The organism is Streptomyces collinus Tu 365 (genome assembly GCF_000444875.1).
In the GTDB taxonomy this organism is placed as follows: domain Bacteria; phylum Actinomycetota; class Actinomycetes; order Streptomycetales; family Streptomycetaceae; genus Streptomyces; species Streptomyces collinus_A.
The window spans coordinates 6661321-6679268 of sequence record NC_021985.1 but is presented as its reverse complement, the minus strand read 5'-3'; the positions used below and the strand labels follow the sequence as shown (position 1 = coordinate 6679268).

Annotated in this window: 13 protein-coding genes; 6 read left to right on the top strand and 7 right to left on the bottom strand. The window is 74.3% G+C overall.

Translation table 11 applies throughout. From position 1 onward, the window contains the following. Positions 1–343: 343 nt before the first annotated feature. The 4 genes from rsgA to B446_RS28970 all read right to left on the bottom strand — a co-directional run bounded on the left by rsgA (position 344) and on the right by B446_RS28970 (position 5901). Positions 344–1438: a ribosome small subunit-dependent GTPase A gene (gene rsgA / locus B446_RS28985; protein WP_020942993.1), complete on the bottom strand. Its 1095-nt coding sequence runs from the start codon at positions 1436–1438 to the stop codon at positions 344–346. A gap of 305 nt (positions 1439–1743) precedes the next feature. Beyond that, the gene (locus B446_RS28980; RefSeq protein ID WP_020942992.1) at positions 1744–3246 is read right to left on the bottom strand and encodes a cellulose-binding domain-containing protein; all 1503 of its coding nucleotides are present in this window, start codon (positions 3244–3246) and stop codon (positions 1744–1746) included. Between the two features lie 170 nt (positions 3247–3416). Beyond that, complete coding sequence (locus B446_RS28975; RefSeq protein WP_020942991.1) at positions 3417–4736, bottom strand: radical SAM protein; 1320 nt, start codon at positions 4734–4736, stop codon at positions 3417–3419. Between the two features lie 157 nt (positions 4737–4893). Then, positions 4894–5901: a hydroxyacid dehydrogenase gene (locus B446_RS28970; protein WP_020942990.1), complete on the bottom strand. Its 1008-nt coding sequence runs from the start codon at positions 5899–5901 to the stop codon at positions 4894–4896. A 144-nt stretch (positions 5902–6045) separates the two neighbouring features. On the opposite strand from B446_RS28970, the gene B446_RS28965 reads away from it, so the two are divergent. The 5 genes from B446_RS28965 to B446_RS28945 all read left to right on the top strand — a co-directional run bounded on the left by B446_RS28965 (position 6046) and on the right by B446_RS28945 (position 13008). After that, a complete protein-coding gene (locus B446_RS28965) occupies positions 6046–7323 on the top strand; it encodes an FAD-binding protein (protein ID WP_020942989.1) in 1278 nt (425 codons plus the stop codon). A gap of 165 nt (positions 7324–7488) precedes the next feature. After that, on the top strand, positions 7489–8736 hold the full coding sequence (locus tag B446_RS28960; protein WP_020942988.1) for an ROK family protein: 1248 nt from the start codon (positions 7489–7491) through the stop codon (positions 8734–8736). Between the two features lie 67 nt (positions 8737–8803). Beyond that, entirely contained in the window at positions 8804–11674 is a 2871-nt protein-coding gene (locus B446_RS28955; protein WP_020942987.1) for a glycoside hydrolase family 2 TIM barrel-domain containing protein, read from the top strand. A 40-nt stretch (positions 11675–11714) separates the two neighbouring features. Next, positions 11715–12299, top strand: a complete 585-nt coding sequence (locus B446_RS28950) for a TetR/AcrR family transcriptional regulator (RefSeq protein ID WP_043476634.1) — start codon at positions 11715–11717, stop codon at positions 12297–12299. Beyond that, positions 12292–13008, top strand: a complete 717-nt coding sequence (locus tag B446_RS28945) for an alpha/beta fold hydrolase (protein ID WP_020942985.1) — start codon at positions 12292–12294, stop codon at positions 13006–13008. Before B446_RS28950 ends, B446_RS28945 begins: the two co-directional genes overlap by 8 nt. 24 nt (positions 13009–13032) lie before the next feature. Here the strand turns inward: B446_RS28945 and B446_RS28940 are convergent, their stop codons facing one another. From B446_RS28940 to argG, 3 genes are all read right to left on the bottom strand, one after another. Further along, positions 13033–13401, bottom strand: coding sequence for a VOC family protein (locus tag B446_RS28940; RefSeq protein WP_020942984.1), 369 nt, complete (start codon positions 13399–13401; stop codon positions 13033–13035). Positions 13402–13441: 40 nt separating this feature from the next. Next, positions 13442–15226: a DUF2264 domain-containing protein gene (locus B446_RS28935; RefSeq protein WP_020942983.1), complete on the bottom strand. Its 1785-nt coding sequence runs from the start codon at positions 15224–15226 to the stop codon at positions 13442–13444. 202 nt (positions 15227–15428) lie between these two features. Then, a complete protein-coding gene (argG, locus tag B446_RS28930; RefSeq protein ID WP_020942982.1) occupies positions 15429–16877 on the bottom strand; it encodes an argininosuccinate synthase in 1449 nt (482 codons plus the stop codon). A gap of 120 nt (positions 16878–16997) precedes the next feature. Here argG and mmuM point away from each other — a divergent pair, with 120 nt between their 5' ends. Next, the gene (gene mmuM, locus B446_RS28925) at positions 16998–17933 is read left to right on the top strand and encodes a homocysteine S-methyltransferase (RefSeq protein WP_020942981.1); all 936 of its coding nucleotides are present in this window, start codon (positions 16998–17000) and stop codon (positions 17931–17933) included. Positions 17934–17948 lie beyond the last annotated feature (15 nt).

Here is a 17948-nt window from a genome sequence, read left to right as displayed (position 1 = left end):
CGCCCGCGCAGGGCAAGGTCCGGCACACCGGCCGCGCGGGGCATGGCCGGAGACGCCAGCCGCGCAGGGCAGGGCCAGGAACGCCGCCCGCGCAGGGCAAGGTCCGGCAGGAGCGCCGCCCGCGCAGGGCAAGGTCCGGCAGGAGCGCCGCCCGCCCGGAGCGAGGTCCGGGCGCACCGGCCGTCCGCGGCAAGGCCGGCAACGACACCCGCCCGGGGCAGCCGGGAACGCCGCCCGCGCGGGGCAAGGCCGGGGAAGCCCGCGCGGGTCGGGGCGGGCGGCGACGGTGCCGTCGCCCCCGCCCCGACCCGCCTCCGCCGTCTCCCCTGCGCGGCAGCGGTGGTCAGCTCCAGCGGCCCCGTTTGGCCTCCATCGCCGCGCGGCCCTGGGCGCCCCTGCGCTTCCAGTCCTTCTTGATCTCGGAGCGCAGCCGGGCGTCGGTCTTGGCGACGATCCACTGGTTCTCCCGCATGAGCTTGCGGTAGCTCTCCAGCCGCCGGACCGGGAGCTCGCCGTCCTCGACCGCGGTGCGGACCGCGCAGCCGGGCTCGGACTCGTGCGAGCAGTCGTGGAAGCGGCACCGCTCGGCCAGTTCCCGGATCTCGGCGAACACCTGTTCCACCCCGCCGCCGGCGTCGAACAGGCCGACGCCGCGCAGGCCGGGGGTGTCGATGAGGACACCGCCCGAGGGCAGCGCGAGCAGGTTGCGGGTGGTGGTCGTGTGCCGGCCCTTGCCGTCGACGTCCCGGGCGGCCCGCACGTCCATCACGTCCTCGCCGACGAGCGCGTTGGCGAGGGTGGACTTGCCCGCGCCGGACTGCCCGAGCAGCACGGACGTGCCCGACCCGACGAGGGCGACGACGGTGTCGAGGCCGTCGCCGTGCAGGGCGCTGACGGTGAGCACGGGCACGCCGGGCGCGCTCGTCTCGACGTCCTGCACGAGGTGGGCGAGGGTCACCGGGTCCGGTACGAGGTCGGCCTTGGTGAGGACGACCACGGGCTGGGCGCCCGACTCCCACGCCAGCGCGAGGAACCGCTCGACGCGCCCGAGGTCGAGTTCGACCGCGAGGGACACCGCGATGACGGCGTGGTCGACGTTGGCCGCGAGGATCTGCCCCTCGGACCGCTTGGAGGAGGTGGAGCGCACGAAGGAGGTGCGGCGCGGCAGGTACGCGCGCACGTAGCGGGGGCTGCCGCCGGGTTCGACGGCGACCCAGTCGCCGGTGCACACGACCCGGAGCGGGTCGTGCGGGGTGACGAAGGCGGTGTCGGCCCGGAGCACACCGCCCGGGGTGACCACGTCGCACTGGCCGCGGTCGACCCGGATCACCCGGCCGGGCAGCAGCCCTTCGGCCTCGTAGGGGGTGAACGCGTCGGCCCAGGCGTCGTCCCAGCCGTAGGGGGCGAGCGCGGAGAGAGCAGCGGAGCTGGAAGTCAAGGGAGACCCTTCACAAGGGTGGCCCCGGCGTGCGCGTACGGCGCGGTCAGGTCAGCCGGTGGCCACGGAGGTGGACTTGAGGTGTTCCTGGATGAGGGCAGGGCCCGGCACAGTGACAGCCATCGGTCGACACCTCCTCGTCTCCGCTCGCGCTTCGCACACCGCTCCGGCGTGTGTGATCACTCTCCCGCCCCGGGGCGCCGCCCGTCAACGGGTTTTTCCGTCACCGCCGCCGGGCCCCGGCTCCTGCCGGGGACGGCACCCGGTCCGGGGCGCGCGGCACCCGGTCGGCGGCACCGCGGCGCTCAACCGGTGGCGCAGGCCGCGCCGTTCAGGGTGAATCCGTGCGGGGGCCGGTTCTCGCCCTGCCAGGAGGCGATGAATCCGAACGACAGGCTGCCGTGCGCGGGCACGGCCCGGTTGTAGTCGGCCGCGGTGGCCGTGACGCGGGAGCCGTTCTGGTGGACCGTGGCGTCCCACATCTGGCCGGCCTGCTGACCGTCGCGGAAGTTCCAGGCGACCTGCCAGCCGGTGAGGGCCTTGTCGGTGGTGACGGTGACGGTGGCCTGGAATCCGACGGCCCACTGGCTGTCCAGGTGGTAGGCGACCCGGCAGCCGGCGGCGGGGGCGGTGCTGCGGCTCGGGGTGCCGCCGGGGGTGGCGGACGAGGTGCCCTGCGGTTCGGGGCCGGGGTTCTTCCGCCCGGCCTCCGCCTTCGTGGCGTCCTTGGACGGGGTGGTGGAGGGCGGGCCGGAGGCGGAGCGCCCGGCGGACGCGGACGGTGAGGCCGCGGGGGTGCGGGCGGGGGTGCGGGGCGCGGCGGGGTCGGCGACCGGCTGGCGGTCGTCGCGGGCGGCCGCCCCGGCGTCGCCGGAGCCGCCGAACGGCATCATGGAGACGCCGAGGGCGAGCGCCGACAGCAGTACGGCGGCGGCGAGCAGCCCGTTGCGCAGCACGCGGGCGCGGGCGGCGGGTTCCTTCGTCTCGGCGCCGTCGGCCGCGGGCGGGCCGCCGGTGCCGAGCCGGACCTCGGTGGCCCGGCGGCGGCGCTCCAGGTAGGCGAGGCCGCCCCAGCCGACGACCCCGCCGGCCAGCGCGGCGGGCAGTCCACCGCCGTGCAGGCGCAGACAGGCGGCGGCCTCGGCGCAGCGCACGCAGGTGGCGAGGTGCCGGGAGAGGTCGCCCGGGGTCTCGGCGGCCGGTGAGCGGGTGACCGCGTCCAGCAGCCGGGCGTAGCTGCGGCACAGCGGGTCGAGCGGGGTGTCCAGGTGGGCCCGGTGGCAGCGGCCCCGGAACAGGGAGCGGACCTGGTCGAGTTCGTCGGCGACGGTGTCCGGGTCGAGGCCGAGCCGGCGGGCCACGACGGGCAGGGGCAGCGCCTCCACCTCGGCGAGCCACAACAGCGACGCGTCCGCCTCCTGGAGGTCGCGCAGGCCGCGCAGGGCGACCGGGCGCCGCAGCGGCGGGCCGGTGTAGCGGGCCGCCTGTTCGGAGTTCAGCCACAGCCGCAGCTCGGGGTCGAGCCGGTGCCCCTGCCCGTCGGCCTCCCAGGCGGCGGCCGTCGCGCGTACGGCGGTGAGCAGTTCCGCGATCATGGGCAGCCGGCCCGCGCGCCCGCCGGGGCCGCGCGCGGGCAGCGCCCCGGCGGCGCGCACCTCGCGCATGCCGAGGGTGAACGCCTCGGTCGCCAGCTGATGTGCCGTCAGCGCGCCGGACGTGCACAGGTCCGCGTACGAGAGGACCGCGTCCCAGCACTCCGAGAAGAGTGCCGCCTCGGTGGCGTCCTGGGGGGTCGGCAGGTCGGACATGGGGCTCCTGCATCTACGCGCGAGGCCAACTCACCATCGGGGGGAAGGAGTTGGAGGGAACCTCGCGGCGGGCAGGAGCCTTTCACGTCCTCGTCACAACTGACAAGCGGCCTATGCGATTCCGGTGACCGCAGGATCGCACGACGTGACCGCGGCCGCGCGGGGAGGGGTCACACCTCCGCGGGCTCGGCGGCGGGGAGGCTGTCCATGAAGGAGCTGACGGAGAACACCGCGCGGCCGGGTCCGGGCGGGCCGTAGCCGGGGGGCGAGGAGAGCCCGAAGTCGTCCATCGTGGCGCGGTAGGCCTCCAGCAGCCGGATGTGGTACTCCAGCGGCGCGCCCTGCGGGTTGGCCTTGCCGAGCGGGGTGGTGGGCTCGGGACACCAGGTGGTGAAGCGGGGCGTGATGCCGTGCGACATGAAGAAGCGCAGGCCCTCGGTGGTGGAGGCGATGGCCTCGTCGACGGTGGTGAAGCCGAACGGCTCGGCCATCTCCACGCCCGCGACGAAGTTCGGGATGACGTTGCGCGCGCCGAAGATCTCGGCGGAGTCCAGGATCCGCTTGTGCCATTCGTCCCGGCCCACGTAGCGCTCCTTGCCGGGGCAGTACAGCTCGAACAAGCGCCGGTCCCACACCTCGAAGTTGGGGTGGTAGATCTGCACGCCGTAGTCCTTGAACCGCTGGACGTCGTCCTTGGGCAGGGCCTGGGCGACGACCTTGCCGATCCAGCGGCCGGGGAAGCGCTCCTCGATGGCCTTGGCGTAGTGGCCGTAGAAGTCGGCCTCGTCGCGTCCGGCGACCGTCTTGGTGATGGCGCCGCCGGTGAGGGTGTAGGCGGTGGACGCCTTCTGGGTGTCGTACCGGTCGATGATCTCCAGGGCCTCGAGGACCTCCTCGACGTCCTTGACGCCCGTGTACGGCCGGCCGGCCGCCTTGTGCTGGCGCCAGTTGTGGTTGATGTCGCAGTACTGGCACTCCTCCTTGGCGCCGAAGTACTGGCAGACCCGGAAGACGGTCAGGTAGATCAGGTAGCCCCACTGGATGGTGGGGGCGACCTCCATCACGGACTTCCCGTTGGACAGGGTGTGCCGGTAGTACTCGGGCATCGGCGGCACCCCGACGTCGGCGATGCGCCTGCCGTCCAGGTACAGGCCGAGCAGCCCCTCCTCGTCGGCGGCGACCCGGTACGGCGAGGCGGGGTTCACCCGGACGGAGACGACGGTACGGCGCAGGTCGTACGGGCCGCCGGTGAGGATGATCTCCTCCGGGGGCCGGCGCAGCGCGGCCTCGCCGAGCTCCGGCAGGGTGCCGTGGTCGAAGGAGAAGATGAAGTACGACTTCGGCTTGACCTCGCCGCTCTCGTTGTCGCTGAGGGCGGAGGGGTCGAAGGCGACGCCGCCCCGGAGCAGGTCCTCCTTGAAGACGGCCTCCCGCGGCACATGCGGGAAGCGCTCCATCAGATCCTCGACCAGCGCGGTGCGGTTGCCCATCCGTAATCTCCTCCCGGGTCAGGCGTTCGTCTCTCACCGTATGCCCCCGCTCCGGCGTCGGACGTGCCGGGTCCCCGCACGTCGCGCGGTGTGTCCCGGTGCGGGGGCGCCGTCGGTCCGCCCCGCCCCGGCCACCGGGTGCCCGGGGCGGGGCCGTTCAGGCCGCCCGGTCGAGAGCCGCCTGGTCGACCGCATACTGAAGACGTTCGCCCGTCGACAGTCGCTCGGCCTCCTCCACCACCGTCAGCCCCAACCGGGCCACCTCGTTGCCCTGGGAGCCGGCGAGGTGGGGGGTCACGAAGGCGTTGGGCAGGTCGAACAGCGGGGAGTCGGCGGGCAGCGGCTCGGGGTCGGTGACGTCGAGCACGGCGCTGAGCCGCCCGGTGCGCAGCTCGGCGATGAGCGCGTCGTGGTCGACGAGGGCGCCGCGCGCGGTGTTGATCAGCACGGCACCGCCGGGCATCAGGGCGAGCTCCCGGGCGCCGAGCAGGTGTCTGGTCTCGGGGGTGGCCGGGGCGTGCAGGGTCACGATGTCGGAGCCGCGCAGCAGCTCGTCCAGGGGCAGCAGGTCGACCCCCAGCCGGCCGGCCTCGGCCCGGTCGACGTACGGGTCGGTGAGGCTCACCCGCAGGTCGTGCGGCCGGAGCAGCTCGATCAGGCGACGGCCGATGCGGGAGGCGCCGATGACGCCGACGCGGCGGCCGTGGTTGCCGACGCCGGGCAGGATGTCGCCGTAGGGGTGGGCGCGGTCGGCGCGCAGCCGGTCGCGGGCGGCGAGGACGTTCTTCCCGGCGAGCAGGATCATGGCCAGCGTGTACTCGGCGACCGGCAGGGCGTTGGCCGCGGCGGCCGAGGAGACGGCGATGCCGCGCCGCCAGACCTCGGGGGTGGTGAAGCCCTTGACCGAGCCGGCCGCGTGCAGCACCGCGCGCAGCCGCGGGGCCGCGTCCAGGGCGGCCGCGTCCAGGCGGGGGCAGCCCCAGCCGGTGATCAGGATCTCGGTGCGGGCGAGGACCCGCCGTACCCGGTCGTCGGTGAAGTCGTGCGCCACCAGAGCGGGGTCGACGTCGACCGACTCGCGCAGCCGGGCGAGCAGGTCCGGCGGGAGGACGTGGGGCACGTTCCGTGCCGTCATGGCGAGCAGGGCCTGCGGGCGCTCGGGCAAGGAGGTGACCTTCCGGCTCGGTGCGGCACGGACAGAAACCGGTCTCTACGGTAGGTCGCGGCGGACGAGAGGGTCAACGCGTCCGCGCGTCCGCCGGGCACGGCGGGGCGCGGGGTTCGGCAGGACGACGGAGGGACGGCGGACATGGCGGCGGGCAGGACGGCGGGCCGGGCGGAGCCGGCGCGGACGGTCACCAACTGGGCGCGCAACATCACGTACACGGCCGGGGAGTTCCACCGCCCGGAGACCCTCGGCGCGCTGCGGGCGCTGGTGGCCGGCAGTGCGAGGGTGCGGGTGCTGGGCAGCGGCCACTCCTTCAACCGGATCGCCGAGCCGGGCGCCGAGGGCGTGCTGGTGTCGATCGCCGGACTGCCGCCGGTGATCGAGGTGGACGGCACGGCCCGGACCGTGCGCGTCTCGGGCGGGGTGCGGTACGCGGAGCTGGCCCGCACGGTCCACCGGCACGGGCTGGCGCTGGCGAACATGGCGTCGCTGCCGCACATCTCGGTGGCCGGCTCGGTGGCGACCGGCACCCACGGCTCGGGGGTGGGCAACGGTCCGCTCGCGGCGGCGGTGCGGGAGGTGGAGCTGGTCACGGCGGACGGTTCGACGGTGTCCGTCGCCCGGGGCGACGCCCGGTTCGACGGGGCCGTGACCTCGCTCGGCGCGCTCGGCGTGGTCACCGCGCTCACCCTCGACCTGGAGCCGGCGTACGAGGTCGAGCAGCACGTGTTCACGGAGCTGCCGCTGGACGGGCTCGACCACGAGGCGGTGGCGGCGTCGGCGTACAGCGTGAGTCTGTTCACCGACTGGCGGGAGCCGGGGTTCCGGCAGGTGTGGCTCAAGCGCCGCACGGACCGGGCGCCGGTGGACTTCCCGTGGGCGGCGCCCGCGGCCGAGGCGCTGCACCCGGTGCCCGGCATGCCGGCGGTCAACTGCACGCAGCAGTTCGGGGTGCCGGGGCCGTGGCACGAGCGGCTGCCGCACTTCCGCGCCGAGTTCACGCCGAGCAGTGGTGCGGAGCTGCAGTCGGAGTACCTGCTGCCGCGGTCGGCCGCTGTCGACGCGCTGTACGCGGTCGACGGTGTGCGGTCGGCTGTCTCCGGTGTGCTGCAGACCTGCGAGGTGCGGACCGTCGCCGCCGACCCGCAGTGGCTCGGCCCCGCGTACGGCCGGGACTCGGTGGCCCTGCACTTCACCTGGATCGCGGACACGGCGGCCGTACTGCCGGTGGTCCGCCGCCTGGAGGAGGCGCTGGACGCCTTCGATCCGCGTCCGCACTGGGGCAAGGTGTTCACCATGCCGTCGGCCGTCGTCCGGCGGCGGTATGCACGCCTGGCCGACTTCCGCGCCCTGGCCGCATCCCTCGACCCGACGGGCAAGTTCGCCAACACCTTCGTGCGGGAGCTGCTGGGCGACTGACGCGCGGGCGGCAACCGGCGTTCCGCCCCGGCGGTCCGGAGGCCGGGAGGGGACTTTCTCCAGCCCCTTTCCTAAGCCCTTGTCGAAAGCGGTCCGACGCCATAGCCTGGCGCCGCGCCGGTGCCCGACCGCCCGGCCGGCCCGAGGGACGGGAGGGGCCGCTCCGTGAAGCGCACGTCACGCGACATCCGTACGGCGAACCGCTACGAGGTGCTGCGCCAGATCATCGCCGGGTCCCCCGTCTCCCGGCAGGAGCTGGCGGCCGCCACCGGGTTGAGCCTGGCCACCGTCGCCACCCTCGTCGGCGAGCTGCTGGACCTGCGGATGATCACCGAGGTGGGCTTCGAGGACTCCGCCGGCGGACGGCCGCGGGGCCTGGTGGCGGTCGACGCGTCGGGAGGCGCGCTGGTCGGTGTCGACATCGCGGAGACGTACGTGCACGTCGAGCTGTTCGACCTGGCGCTGAACGTGCTGGCCCGCGCCGAGGAGGAGGTGCGGCCGGGCGAGAGCCGGCCCGAGCGGGTGGTGGGCCAGGTGGCCGCCGCCGTCGGCTCGGTGGTCGCCCGGGCGGGGATCGGGGCGGACCGGGTGCTCGGGGTCGGGGTGAGCGTGCCGGGCCAGGTGGACCGGGACACCGGTGTCGCGGCGTACGCGCCCAACCTGGACTGGCACGGCGTCCCGTTGCTCGACCTGCTCGCCGAGCACCTCGCCCAACCGCTCTACCTGGACAACCCGTTGCGGGCGTGCACGGTGGCCGAGCTGTGGTTCGGGGCGGCGCGGGGGCGCGGGGACGCCGTGGTGGTGAACCTCGGCACGGGTGTCGGCGCCGGTCTGGCCCTGGGCGGCGGGCTGCACCGGGGCGTGAGCAACAGCGCCGGCGAGTGGGGGCACACCACGCTCGTGCTGGACGGCCGGCCGTGCCACTGCGGCAACCACGGCTGCGTGGAGACGTACGTGGGCGCGCCGGGCATCATGCAGAACATCCGTGAACTCGACCCCGGATCAGCGCTGTTGCACCCGGCGGACCAGACGGCCACCGTGGACGCGCTGGCCCGGGCGGTCGCGGCGGGCGACCCGGTGGCGCTCAAGGTGGTCCGGGAGACCGCCCGTTATCTGGGTGCCGGGATCTCGGACCTGGTCAACCTGCTCAACCCCCAGGTGGTCGTGCTCAGCAGCTGGGTGGCGTCCCGGCTGGGCGAGCCGCTGCTGGACGAGGTGCGCGCGGCGGTCGCCCGGCACGCGCTCCGGCGTCCGCTGGCGGCCACCGAGATCGTCCTCTCTCCCATTCCCACCGATCCGGTGTCCCTGGGCGCGGCCACGTTCGCGCTGGAAGGGGCCCTGCAGGGCGCCGGGCAGCGGTCCCGCGCGACCGCCGCACGGGGCCGTGCGGTGGCGGGCGCACCGCCTGCCTGACCCTCACCACCCCTGCCGGCCGGGGCCGCCGGGTCCCCTCTCCGACGAGCGCTGAGCTAGGAGAACGATGTCCATCCCCAGCCCGACCACCGCGTACGTCGAGGACGTCTCGCCGGGTTCCGGCGCCCTGCCGCCCCGCGCACGGTACGCGTCCTCGAACGCCAGGTCCCTCGCGCTCAACGGAAGCTGGCGCTTCCGGTTGTCGCAGACGGCGGACGCCGAGGACGACTCCTTCGCCGAGGAGGGGTACGACGCCGGCGGCTGGGCGGAGGTCACGGTGCCCGGCCACTGGGTCCTCCAGGGGCACGGGTCCCCCGTCTACACCAACCACCTCTACCCGTTCCCGGTCGACCCGCCCCGGGTGCCGACCGAGAATCCCACGGGCGACCACCTGCGCGTGTTCGACCTGCCCGGCGACTGGCCGGCGGACGGCGGGGCGGTGCTGCGCTTCGACGGCGTGGAGTCCTGTGCCCGGGTCTGGCTGAACGGCACGGACATCGGCGAGTTCAAGGGGTCCCGGCTGCCGCACGAGTTCGCGGTCGGCCATCTGCTGAAACCCACGGGCAACGTACTGGCGGTCCGTGTGCACCAGTGGTCGGCGGGCTCGTACCTGGAGGACCAGGACCAGTGGTGGCTGCCCGGCATCTTCCGGGACGTCACGCTGCTGCACCGGCCGCCGGGCGGCGTCCTCGACTTCTTCGTGCACGCCTCCTACGACCACGCCTCGGGCACCGGCACGCTGCGGGTGGACTCCGACGTGGACGGCCGGGTGACCGTGCCCGCTCTCGGCATCGACACCGTGACCGGTGAGACGGTGACGGTGCCGGTGGAGCCGTGGTCGGCGGAGCGGCCGCGGCTGTACGACGGGGTGCTGGCCACCGGGGGCGAGCGGGTGCCGCTGCGCGTCGGCTTCCGCACGGTCGCGCTCGTGGACGGCCGGATCGAGGTGAACGGCAGGGCCGTGCTGTTCAAGGGCGTCAACCGGCACGAGTGGCATCCGGAGCGGGGCCGCGCGCTCGACCTGGAGACCATGCGGGAGGACGTGCTGCTGATGAAGCGGCACAACGTCAACGCGGTCCGCACCTCCCACTACCCGCCGCATCCCGCCTTCCTCGACCTGTGCGACGAGCTGGGTCTGTGGGTGGTCGACGAGTGCGACCTGGAGACGCACGGCTTCACCGAGCAGGGCTGGCGGGACAACCCCGTGGACGACGACCGCTGGACCCCGGCCCTGCTCGACCGGGCCGCCCGCATGGTGGAGCGGGACAAGAACCACCCCTCGGTGGTGATCTGGTCCCTCGGCAACGAGGCGGGTACCGGGCGCGGCCTGACCGCGATGGCGGAGTGGATCCGCGGCCGCGACTCCTCGCGGCTGCTGCACTACGAGGGCGACCCCGACTGCCGCGACACGGACATGTACTCGCGGATGTACGCCGATCACGCCGAGGTCGAGCGGATCGGCCGCGGCCTGGACGGCGGCACCGGCAAGCGCCGTGAACTCCCCTTCATCCTCTGCGAGTACGCCCACGCGATGGGTAACGGCCCCGGTGGACTCGCCGACTACCAGCGGCTCTTCGAGACGTACGGCCGGCTCCAGGGAGGCTTCGTCTGGGAGTGGATCGACCACGGCATCGCGGACGAGCGGTACGGCTACGCGTACGGCGGCGACTTCGGCGAGGAGCTGCACGACGGCAACTTCGTCTGCGACGGCCTGCTCTTCCCCGACCGGCGGCCCTCCCCCGGCCTGATCGAGTTCAAGAAGGTGGTCGAGCCGGTGGCGATCGAGCGGGACGGTGCCGGCGGCACGGTACGCATCACCAACAAGTACGACTTCACCGACCTGTCGGCGCTCGCCTTCACCTGGTCCTACGAGGTGGAGGGCGAGACGGCGGCGACGGGCGCCCTGTCGGTGCCGCCGCTCGCGCCGGGCGAGTCGGCCGAGGTGAAGCTGCCCGAGCCGCCGGAAGCCGCCGGGGCGGGCGAGGCCCACTGGACGGTCCGGGCGCGGCTCGCGGCCGACGCGCCCTGGGCGCCGAAGGACCACGTCGTCGCCTGGGGACAGTTCACGGCGTCCGCGCGCCGGGTGCCGTCGGTGCCGCCGACCGCCCGGCCCGTGCCCGGCTCCGGCACCCTCACCCTCGGGCCGGCCGTCTTCGACGCCCGCACCGGCGCGCTGCGCACGATCGGCGGGGTGGACGTCACCGGGCTGCGCCTCGACGTGTGGCGGGCCACCACGGACAACGACGACGGCGCCGCCTGGCAGTCCGACGTCCGCTACGGCCCGCTGTGGCGCAGGCTCGGTCTGCACCGGGTGCGGCACCGGCTGGACGCGGTGGAGCCGGCTGGCGACGCGCTGACGGTCCGCACCCGGGTGGCGCCCGCCGCCCGCGACCTCGGACTGTCGACCGTGTACCGCTGGACGTCGGACGGAGAGCGCGTACGGCTGACCGTGTCCGTGCGCCCGGAGGGCGACTGGACCGTGCCGCTCCCCCGCCTCGGCATCCGCTTCGGCCTGTCCGGGGCCGACCGCGTGCGCTGGTACGGCGGCGGCCCGGGCGAGGCGTATCCGGACAGCAGGACGGCGTCGTCGGTCGCCCGTCGGCAGTCGACCGTGGACGATCTGCAGACGCCCTACGTCCGCCCCCAGGAGAACGGCGCCCGCGCCGACGTCCGCTGGGCGGAGCTCGGGGGCCTGCGCGTCGAGGGCGACCCGGAGTTCTCCCTCACCGCCCGCCGCTGGACCACCGAGCAACTGGACGCGGCGACCCACCGCACCGACCTGGTCCCGGGCGACACGGTGTGGGTCAACCTCGACCACGCCCACCACGGCCTCGGCTCCCAGTCCTGCGGCCCCGGCCCCCTGCCGCGGTACCACCTGCGGGCCGAGCCGGCGCGGTTCTCCTTCGTCTTCTCCACGGTGCCCCGCCGCGGCACCTAGATACCCTAGGGTAGTTCCTAGGCATCCTAGGAGGCGGGTCATGGTTCGTGCGGGGCTCACCGTGGAGCGGTTGGTCGTGGGGGCCGCCGAGCTCGCCGATGAGGTGGGGTTCGAGAAGGTCAGCGTGTCGGCGCTCGCCCGGCGGTTCGGGGTCAAGGACGCGAGTCTGTACTCGCACGTGCGCGGGCTGGAGGAGTTGCGGACGCGGCTCGCGCTCCATGCGGGCGGCGAGTTGATCGACGAGATCGCCGAGGCCGTGGCCGGGCGGGCCGGCAAGGACGCCCTGGTCGCGTTCGCGGGCGCCTACCGGGCCTACGCCCTGCGCCACCCGGGGCGGTACGCGGCAACCCAGATCCGGATCGACCAGGCTCTGATCGCCGACTCCGCCGCCCTGCGCCGGACCGCCGAGATCACCTACGGCATGCTGCGCGCCTACGGTCTGCGGGAGCCCGATCTGACGGACGCGGTGCGCCTGTTGCGCAGCACCTTCCACGGCTACTGCGTGCTGGAGTCCACCGGCGGCTTCGGCGCCGACCGAAGTGTCCAGGCCTCCTGGGACAAGGCGGTCGACGCCCTGCACCTCGCCCTCACCCACTGGCCCCGGGAGACGAACGGTCATGACTGAGCCGCCGTACCACGACGTCACGGGCAGTGGTCCCGTCCTGCTGCTGGTGCCGGGCGGCGCCGGGCACCCGATGGGGCTCGGGCCGCTCGTCGACCGGCTGGCGTCCCGCTTCACCGTGGTGACGTACGACCCGCTGGGCCTCGCGCACGGCCGGCTCGGCCTCGCCGTCCCGGACCAGCGGCCGGCGGACTGGAGCGAGGGGGCGCACCGGGTGCTGGACGCGGTCCTTCCGGCGGGCGAGCGCGCCTACGTGTGCGGGACCAGTTCCGGCGGTGTCGCGGCGCTCGACCTGCTGCAGCGGCATCCACGGCGGCTCGCGCACGTCGTGGCGCACGAGCCGCCGTGCGTGACCGTGCTGCCGGACGGCCCGGAGCGGCGCGAGGAGCTGATCGACCGGCTCGACGGGCCCGGTCGGCCGGCCGCCGAGGGCCCCTCCGCGACCCCGATGGGTGTCTTCCTCGCCCATGTCCTGCGCCCGTTCACCGCCCACTCCCCCGGCTCCGGCATCCCGCCGGGTCGTCTCACCCTCGCCGCGGGCGCCGCGTCGCGGGGTGAACTGCTGTATCGGGTTTCGAAGTCGCTGGCCGACCGGATCGGGTGTCCGCTGGTTCCGTTCCCGGGTGGGCATCTGGGGGCCCTTGAGCACCCGGTGGAGTTCGCCGATCTGCTCGCCGACACGCTCCGCTCCGGCGGGCGCGGCTCGTCGTAGGGCCGGCCCGCGGGCGAGGCGTCGTCAGGCGTCGCGTTCCGCCTGGCTGCGCTCGACGCAGAACTCGTTGCCCTCGGGGTCGGCGAGGACCACCCAGCCGGTGCCGTCGGGGCGGCGCCGGTCGTCGACCTGGGTGGCGCCGAGGGCGAGCAGTCGCTCGACCTCCTCGTCCCGGCCGCGGTCCTGGGGCTGGAGGTCGAGGTGGACGCGGTTCTTGACGGTCTTGGCGTCCGGCACGGTGACGAAGAGCAGGCCCGCGCCCTCGATCAGGGCCATCTCGTCGCCCGGGTGGTCGTCCTCGTGCAGGGGCTGTTCCAGCACCTTCGACCAGAAGGTGCCCAGGGTGTAGGCGTCGGCGCAGTCGACGGTCACGTGCCGGATCTTGGAAGTCATGGACGGATTCTGCTGGAGAGGGGTGTTGGCGGCAACGACGTCAGTCGGGTGTCACCGACCACGACGTGCCGCCGGGCCCGTCACCCGGTGCCGTGAAGCGGAAGCGCCTGGCCCGTCCCGTGGCCCAGTGGACGGTCAACTCCCGTTCGTCGCGCACCTCGACGGTCACCAGGTCCGCGAGGGGGGCGGGGTCCGGGTCCCCGGTGAGCCGGGCGACGACGACGAACAGGGTGGGGGATCCGCCGCTCACGCCCGTCACTGCGGGCACACCGGTCAGGGCGTGACCGTCCGACAGGCCGTGTACCGGGAGCAGTTCGGACCGTTCGTCCCCGCCCGGCGCCCAGCCGGTGATGCGCACCTCGGTGCCTGGGGCCGCTCCCGCGACCAGGTGGGCCCGTACCTCCACCGCGCCGTCGGCCACCACCAGGCCGGTCACCCGCGCCCCGGACGTCACGGTGTACCGGGACGCCGCCCAGTCCTCCCCCACGCCCAGCGGGACGATGCCCGAGCGGAGGTGGTCGCCGCCGATCGTGACGGTGTTGTCGGGTGGGGTGGTGCGGGGGCGGGTGACGGTGGAGTACGCGAAGCGCGTGTAGTGCGGGTCGTACCGGACGTCCTCGCTGCCGTGGTTGTGCAGCCGGACCACGCCGTCCGAACGCGTGGACTGGAGGAGCCAGTTGGGGCCATCGACGGGGCGTAGCACGTCGGCGCGTCCGGCCGGTCCCGGCTGCTCGGGTGCCGTCCAGACCTCGTGGTCCGCAGGCAGCAGGAGGCCGAGGAAGCCCTTCGCGGCCCAGTACGGCGAGGCAGGTCCGGAGTAGCTCTGCAGGACGGTCTCGTCGGGGCCGTGCCAGCCGAGCGTCAGCAGACCCCGGCCGTCCACGGCCCCGCGGTCCAGGAAGTACTTGAGCGCGCCGGACGCGAGCCGGCGTGTCTCGCCCGGCGGCAGGGGCGTCCGTCCGGTGAGCGCGCCGAGCCACAGCGGGGCCGCGGTCGCGAACCGGTACGTCAGCGAGCGGCCCTGGTGCAGGGGTGCGCCGTTGCCGCCGAACAGGTGGGCGTAGTCGGCGAGATGGGCCTCCAGGCGGCCGCCGTAGAGGTCGAGGAGCTTGTCGTCGCCCGTCAGCCGGGCGTGCAGCACCGGGTACAGGTGCATGGCCCAGCCGTTGTAGTAGTCGTACTTGCGGCCGTCGCCGTCGGTGTACCAGCCGCCGCCGACGTACCAGTCCTCGATGCGTTCCAGGCCGTGGTCGACCGCCCTGCGGGCCGCCTCGGGTTCGTGGCCGATCTCCAGCAGGAAGCCGCCGACGGTGACGGGGAACAACTCCCAGTTGCAGGGCCAGGGTTCGGCGGTGAGTGCGTCGGTGAGCCAGGCGGCCGTGCGCTCCCGCACCGGCTGGTCCAGGCGGTCCCAGAGCAGCGGGCGGGTCAGTCGCAGGGCGAGGGCGACGGAGGCCGCCTCGACCAGGGGCTGGCCGCGGTCGGTGACGTCCGGCCAGACGCCGCCGGGGCCGGTGCGCAGGCCGTCGGCGTAGCGGCCGAGGACGGTCTCGTCCTGGCGGAAGGCGGCCAGCAGCAGGGTGCGGGCGTATCCCTCCAGGCCGTCGGAGAGCCGGCCGGAGTGGCTGACGTGGTCGCCGGGGAGGTGGTAGAGGGCGCGGTCGGGGGTGGCCCACGGCTCCACGGCGGCGAGCAGGGCGTCGGCGGCGGTCTCCCAGTGGGCGCGGGTGTAGCCGGTGTACGGGCTCGTCGTGCGGTCCTCGGCGGGCAGGTGGATCACGGTCGCGGTCCTTCCCTTCCTGGCCTTGCCGGCCTTCCTGGCCATCCCGGGCTTGCTCGAGTCCCGTGCCCGGGCGGCCTTCCCGGCCTTCGCTACCCGTGGTCGGGCCCGGGCATCCGGTGCCGGGCGGGGTTTCGCCGCCGGCGCGTGCGGCACGACGCGCGGCGGGCCCCGGCGGCACAAGTCCGCCGGGGCCCGCCTCGGTCCTCACCGTGGTCCGGCCCGGTCCGGCCGGGTCCGGGCCGGCTCAGTCCGTGCCGGACTCCATCGCGGCGCGGTCGAGCATCGCCTCCTCGTCGGCGACCTCGCCGCGCGAGGCGATCGCCTCGGCGCCGCCTTCGGCCATGGCGCCGATGAGGCCGGTCGAGGCCGCCTGCGCGGCGCCGACGAGGGTGCGCTGGCCGGTGCCGACCATGCCCAGGCCGGCGTACTGCTCCAGCCGCGAGCGGGAGTCGGCGATGTCCAGGTTCCGCATGGTGAGCTGGCCGATGCGGTCCACCGGGCCGAACGCCGAGTCCTCGGTCCGCTCCATGGAGAGCTTGTCCGGGTGGTAGCTGAGCGCCGGGCCGCTGGTGTCGAGGATCGAGTAGTCCTCGCCGCGCCGCAGTCGCAGGGTCACCTCGCCGGTGACCGCCGCGCCGACCCAGCGCTGCAGCGACTCGCGCACCATCAGCGCCTGCGGGTCCAGCCAGCGGCCCTCGTAGAGCAGCCGGCCGAGCCGCCGACCCTCGTTGTGGTACGCGGCGATGGTGTCCTCGTTGTGGATGGCGTTGACGAGACGCTCGTACGCGATGTGCAGCAGCGCCATGCCGGGCGCCTCGTAGATGCCGCGGCTCTTGGCCTCGATGATCCGGTTCTCGATCTGGTCCGACATGCCGATGCCGTGCCGGCCGCCGATCGCGTTGACCTCCATGACGAGGTCGACCGGAGAAGCGAACTCCTTGCCGTTGACGCTGACCGGGCGGCCCTGGTCGAAGCCGATCGTCACGTCCTCGGCGGGGATCTCCACCGACGGGTCCCAGTACCGCACGCCCATGATCGGGTCGACGGTCTCGATACCGGTGTCGAGGTGCTCCAGGGTCTTGGCCTCGTGGGTGGCGCCCCAGATGTTGGCGTCCGTGGAGTACGCCTTCTCCGTCGAGTCCCGGTAGGGCAGCCCGTGGGCGAGCAGCCACTCCGACATCTCCTTGCGGCCGCCCAGCTCCGTGACGAAGTCGGCGTCCAGCCAGGGCTTGTAGATCCGCAGGTGCGGGTTGGCGAGCAGACCGTAGCGGTAGAACCGCTCGATGTCGTTGCCCTTGAACGTGGAGCCGTCGCCCCAGATCTGCACCCCGTCCTCGAGCATGGCCCGGACCAGCAGCGTGCCGGTGACGGCGCGCCCCAGCGGCGTGGTGTTGAAGTACGGGCGGCCGCCCGAGCGGATGTGGAACGCGCCGCAGGCGAGCGCCGCCAGCCCTTCCTCGACCAGCGCGGCTCGGCAGTCGACGAGCCGGGCGATCTCGGCGCCGTACGCGAAGGCACGGCCGGGCACGGAGGCGATGTCGGGCTCGTCGTACTGACCGATGTCGGCGGTGTAGGTGCACGGGACGGCACCCTTGTCGCGCATCCAGGCGACGGCGACGGAGGTGTCGAGGCCGCCGGAGAAGGCGATACCGACCCGCTCGCCGGTGGGGAGGGAGGTGAGGACCTTGGACATAGCAAAATTATGCAACGTTCCGCATCTTCATGCAAACGTCGGTGGTCACACGCTCCCGCCGGGTGCCCGCCTGCTGGACCGGCCAGGCGTTTCGCGTCGCGCTTCGACTAGCGTCGGGGCATGACCAGCGACACCTCCCCGAGCCTCGCCGACACCCTCGCCACCGGCACGGTCGTGCTCGACGGCGGCATGTCCAACCAGCTCGGAGCGGCCGGGCACGACCTGAGCGACGAGCTGTGGTCGGCGCGGCTGCTGGCCGAACGCCCGGAGGCGGTCACCCAGGCGCACCTCGCCTACTTCACGGCGGGCGCGGACGTGGCGATCACCGCCAGCTACCAGGCCACCTTCGAGGGCTTCGGCAGGCGCGGCATGGGCCGCGAGGAGGCCGCGCGGCTGATGGCGTCGAGCGTCGGACTGGCCCGCGAGGCCGCCCGGCAGGCACGGCGGGCGGGGGCGACGCGGCCGCTGTGGGTGGCGGCGTCGGCCGGGCCGTACGGAGCGATGCTCGCGGACGGGTCCGAGTACCGGGGCCGGTACGGGCTGAGCGTCGCGGAGCTGGAACGGTTCCACCGGCCGCGCCTTGAGGTGCTGGCCGCCGCCGCGCCGGACGTGCTGGCGCTGGAGACGGTCCCGGACGCGGACGAGGCGGCGGCGCTGCTGCGCGCGGTGCGCGGGCTTGGGGTGCCGGCCTGGCTGTCGTACACGGTCGACGGCAGCCGTACCCGGGCCGGTCAGCCCCTGGCGGACGCCTTCGCCCTGGCCGCCGACGCCGACGAGATCATCGCCGTCGGGGTCAACTGCTGCGCTCCCGAGGACGTCGGGCACGCCGTGGAGACGGCGGCACGGGTGACGGGCAAGCCGGTGGTCGTCTACCCCAACAGCGGCGAGGTCTGGGACGCGCAGGCCCGGGCCTGGACCGGCCGGAGCACCTTCGGCGGCGACCAGGTCACCGGGTGGCGGGACGCGGGGGCGCGGCTGATCGGCGGCTGCTGCCGGGTGGGACCGCGGGCGATCACGGCCGTGGCCCGGGCGCTGGGCTCCGCCGGAGCGGCGTAGGGAGCACCCGCCGCC

Coding starts and splice junctions, on each gene's coding strand:
- B446_RS28955 (WP_020942987.1), top strand. CDS start 8,804: ATGTCCATCCCCAGCCCGACCACCGCGTACGTCGAGGACGTCTCGCCG.
- mmuM (WP_020942981.1), top strand. CDS start 16,998: ATGACCAGCGACACCTCCCCGAGCCTCGCCGACACCCTCGCCACCGGC.
- B446_RS28945 (WP_020942985.1), top strand. CDS start 12,292: ATGACTGAGCCGCCGTACCACGACGTCACGGGCAGTGGTCCCGTCCTG.
- B446_RS28965 (WP_020942989.1), top strand. CDS start 6,046: ATGGCGGCGGGCAGGACGGCGGGCCGGGCGGAGCCGGCGCGGACGGTC.
- B446_RS28940 (WP_020942984.1), bottom strand. CDS start 13,401: ATGACTTCCAAGATCCGGCACGTGACCGTCGACTGCGCCGACGCCTAC.
- B446_RS28975 (WP_020942991.1), bottom strand. CDS start 4,736: ATGGGCAACCGCACCGCGCTGGTCGAGGATCTGATGGAGCGCTTCCCG.
- B446_RS28980 (WP_020942992.1), bottom strand. CDS start 3,246: ATGTCCGACCTGCCGACCCCCCAGGACGCCACCGAGGCGGCACTCTTC.
- B446_RS28950 (WP_043476634.1), top strand. CDS start 11,715: ATGGTTCGTGCGGGGCTCACCGTGGAGCGGTTGGTCGTGGGGGCCGCC.
- argG (WP_020942982.1), bottom strand. CDS start 16,877: ATGTCCAAGGTCCTCACCTCCCTCCCCACCGGCGAGCGGGTCGGTATC.
- B446_RS28935 (WP_020942983.1), bottom strand. CDS start 15,226: ATGGCCAGGAAGGCCGGCAAGGCCAGGAAGGGAAGGACCGCGACCGTG.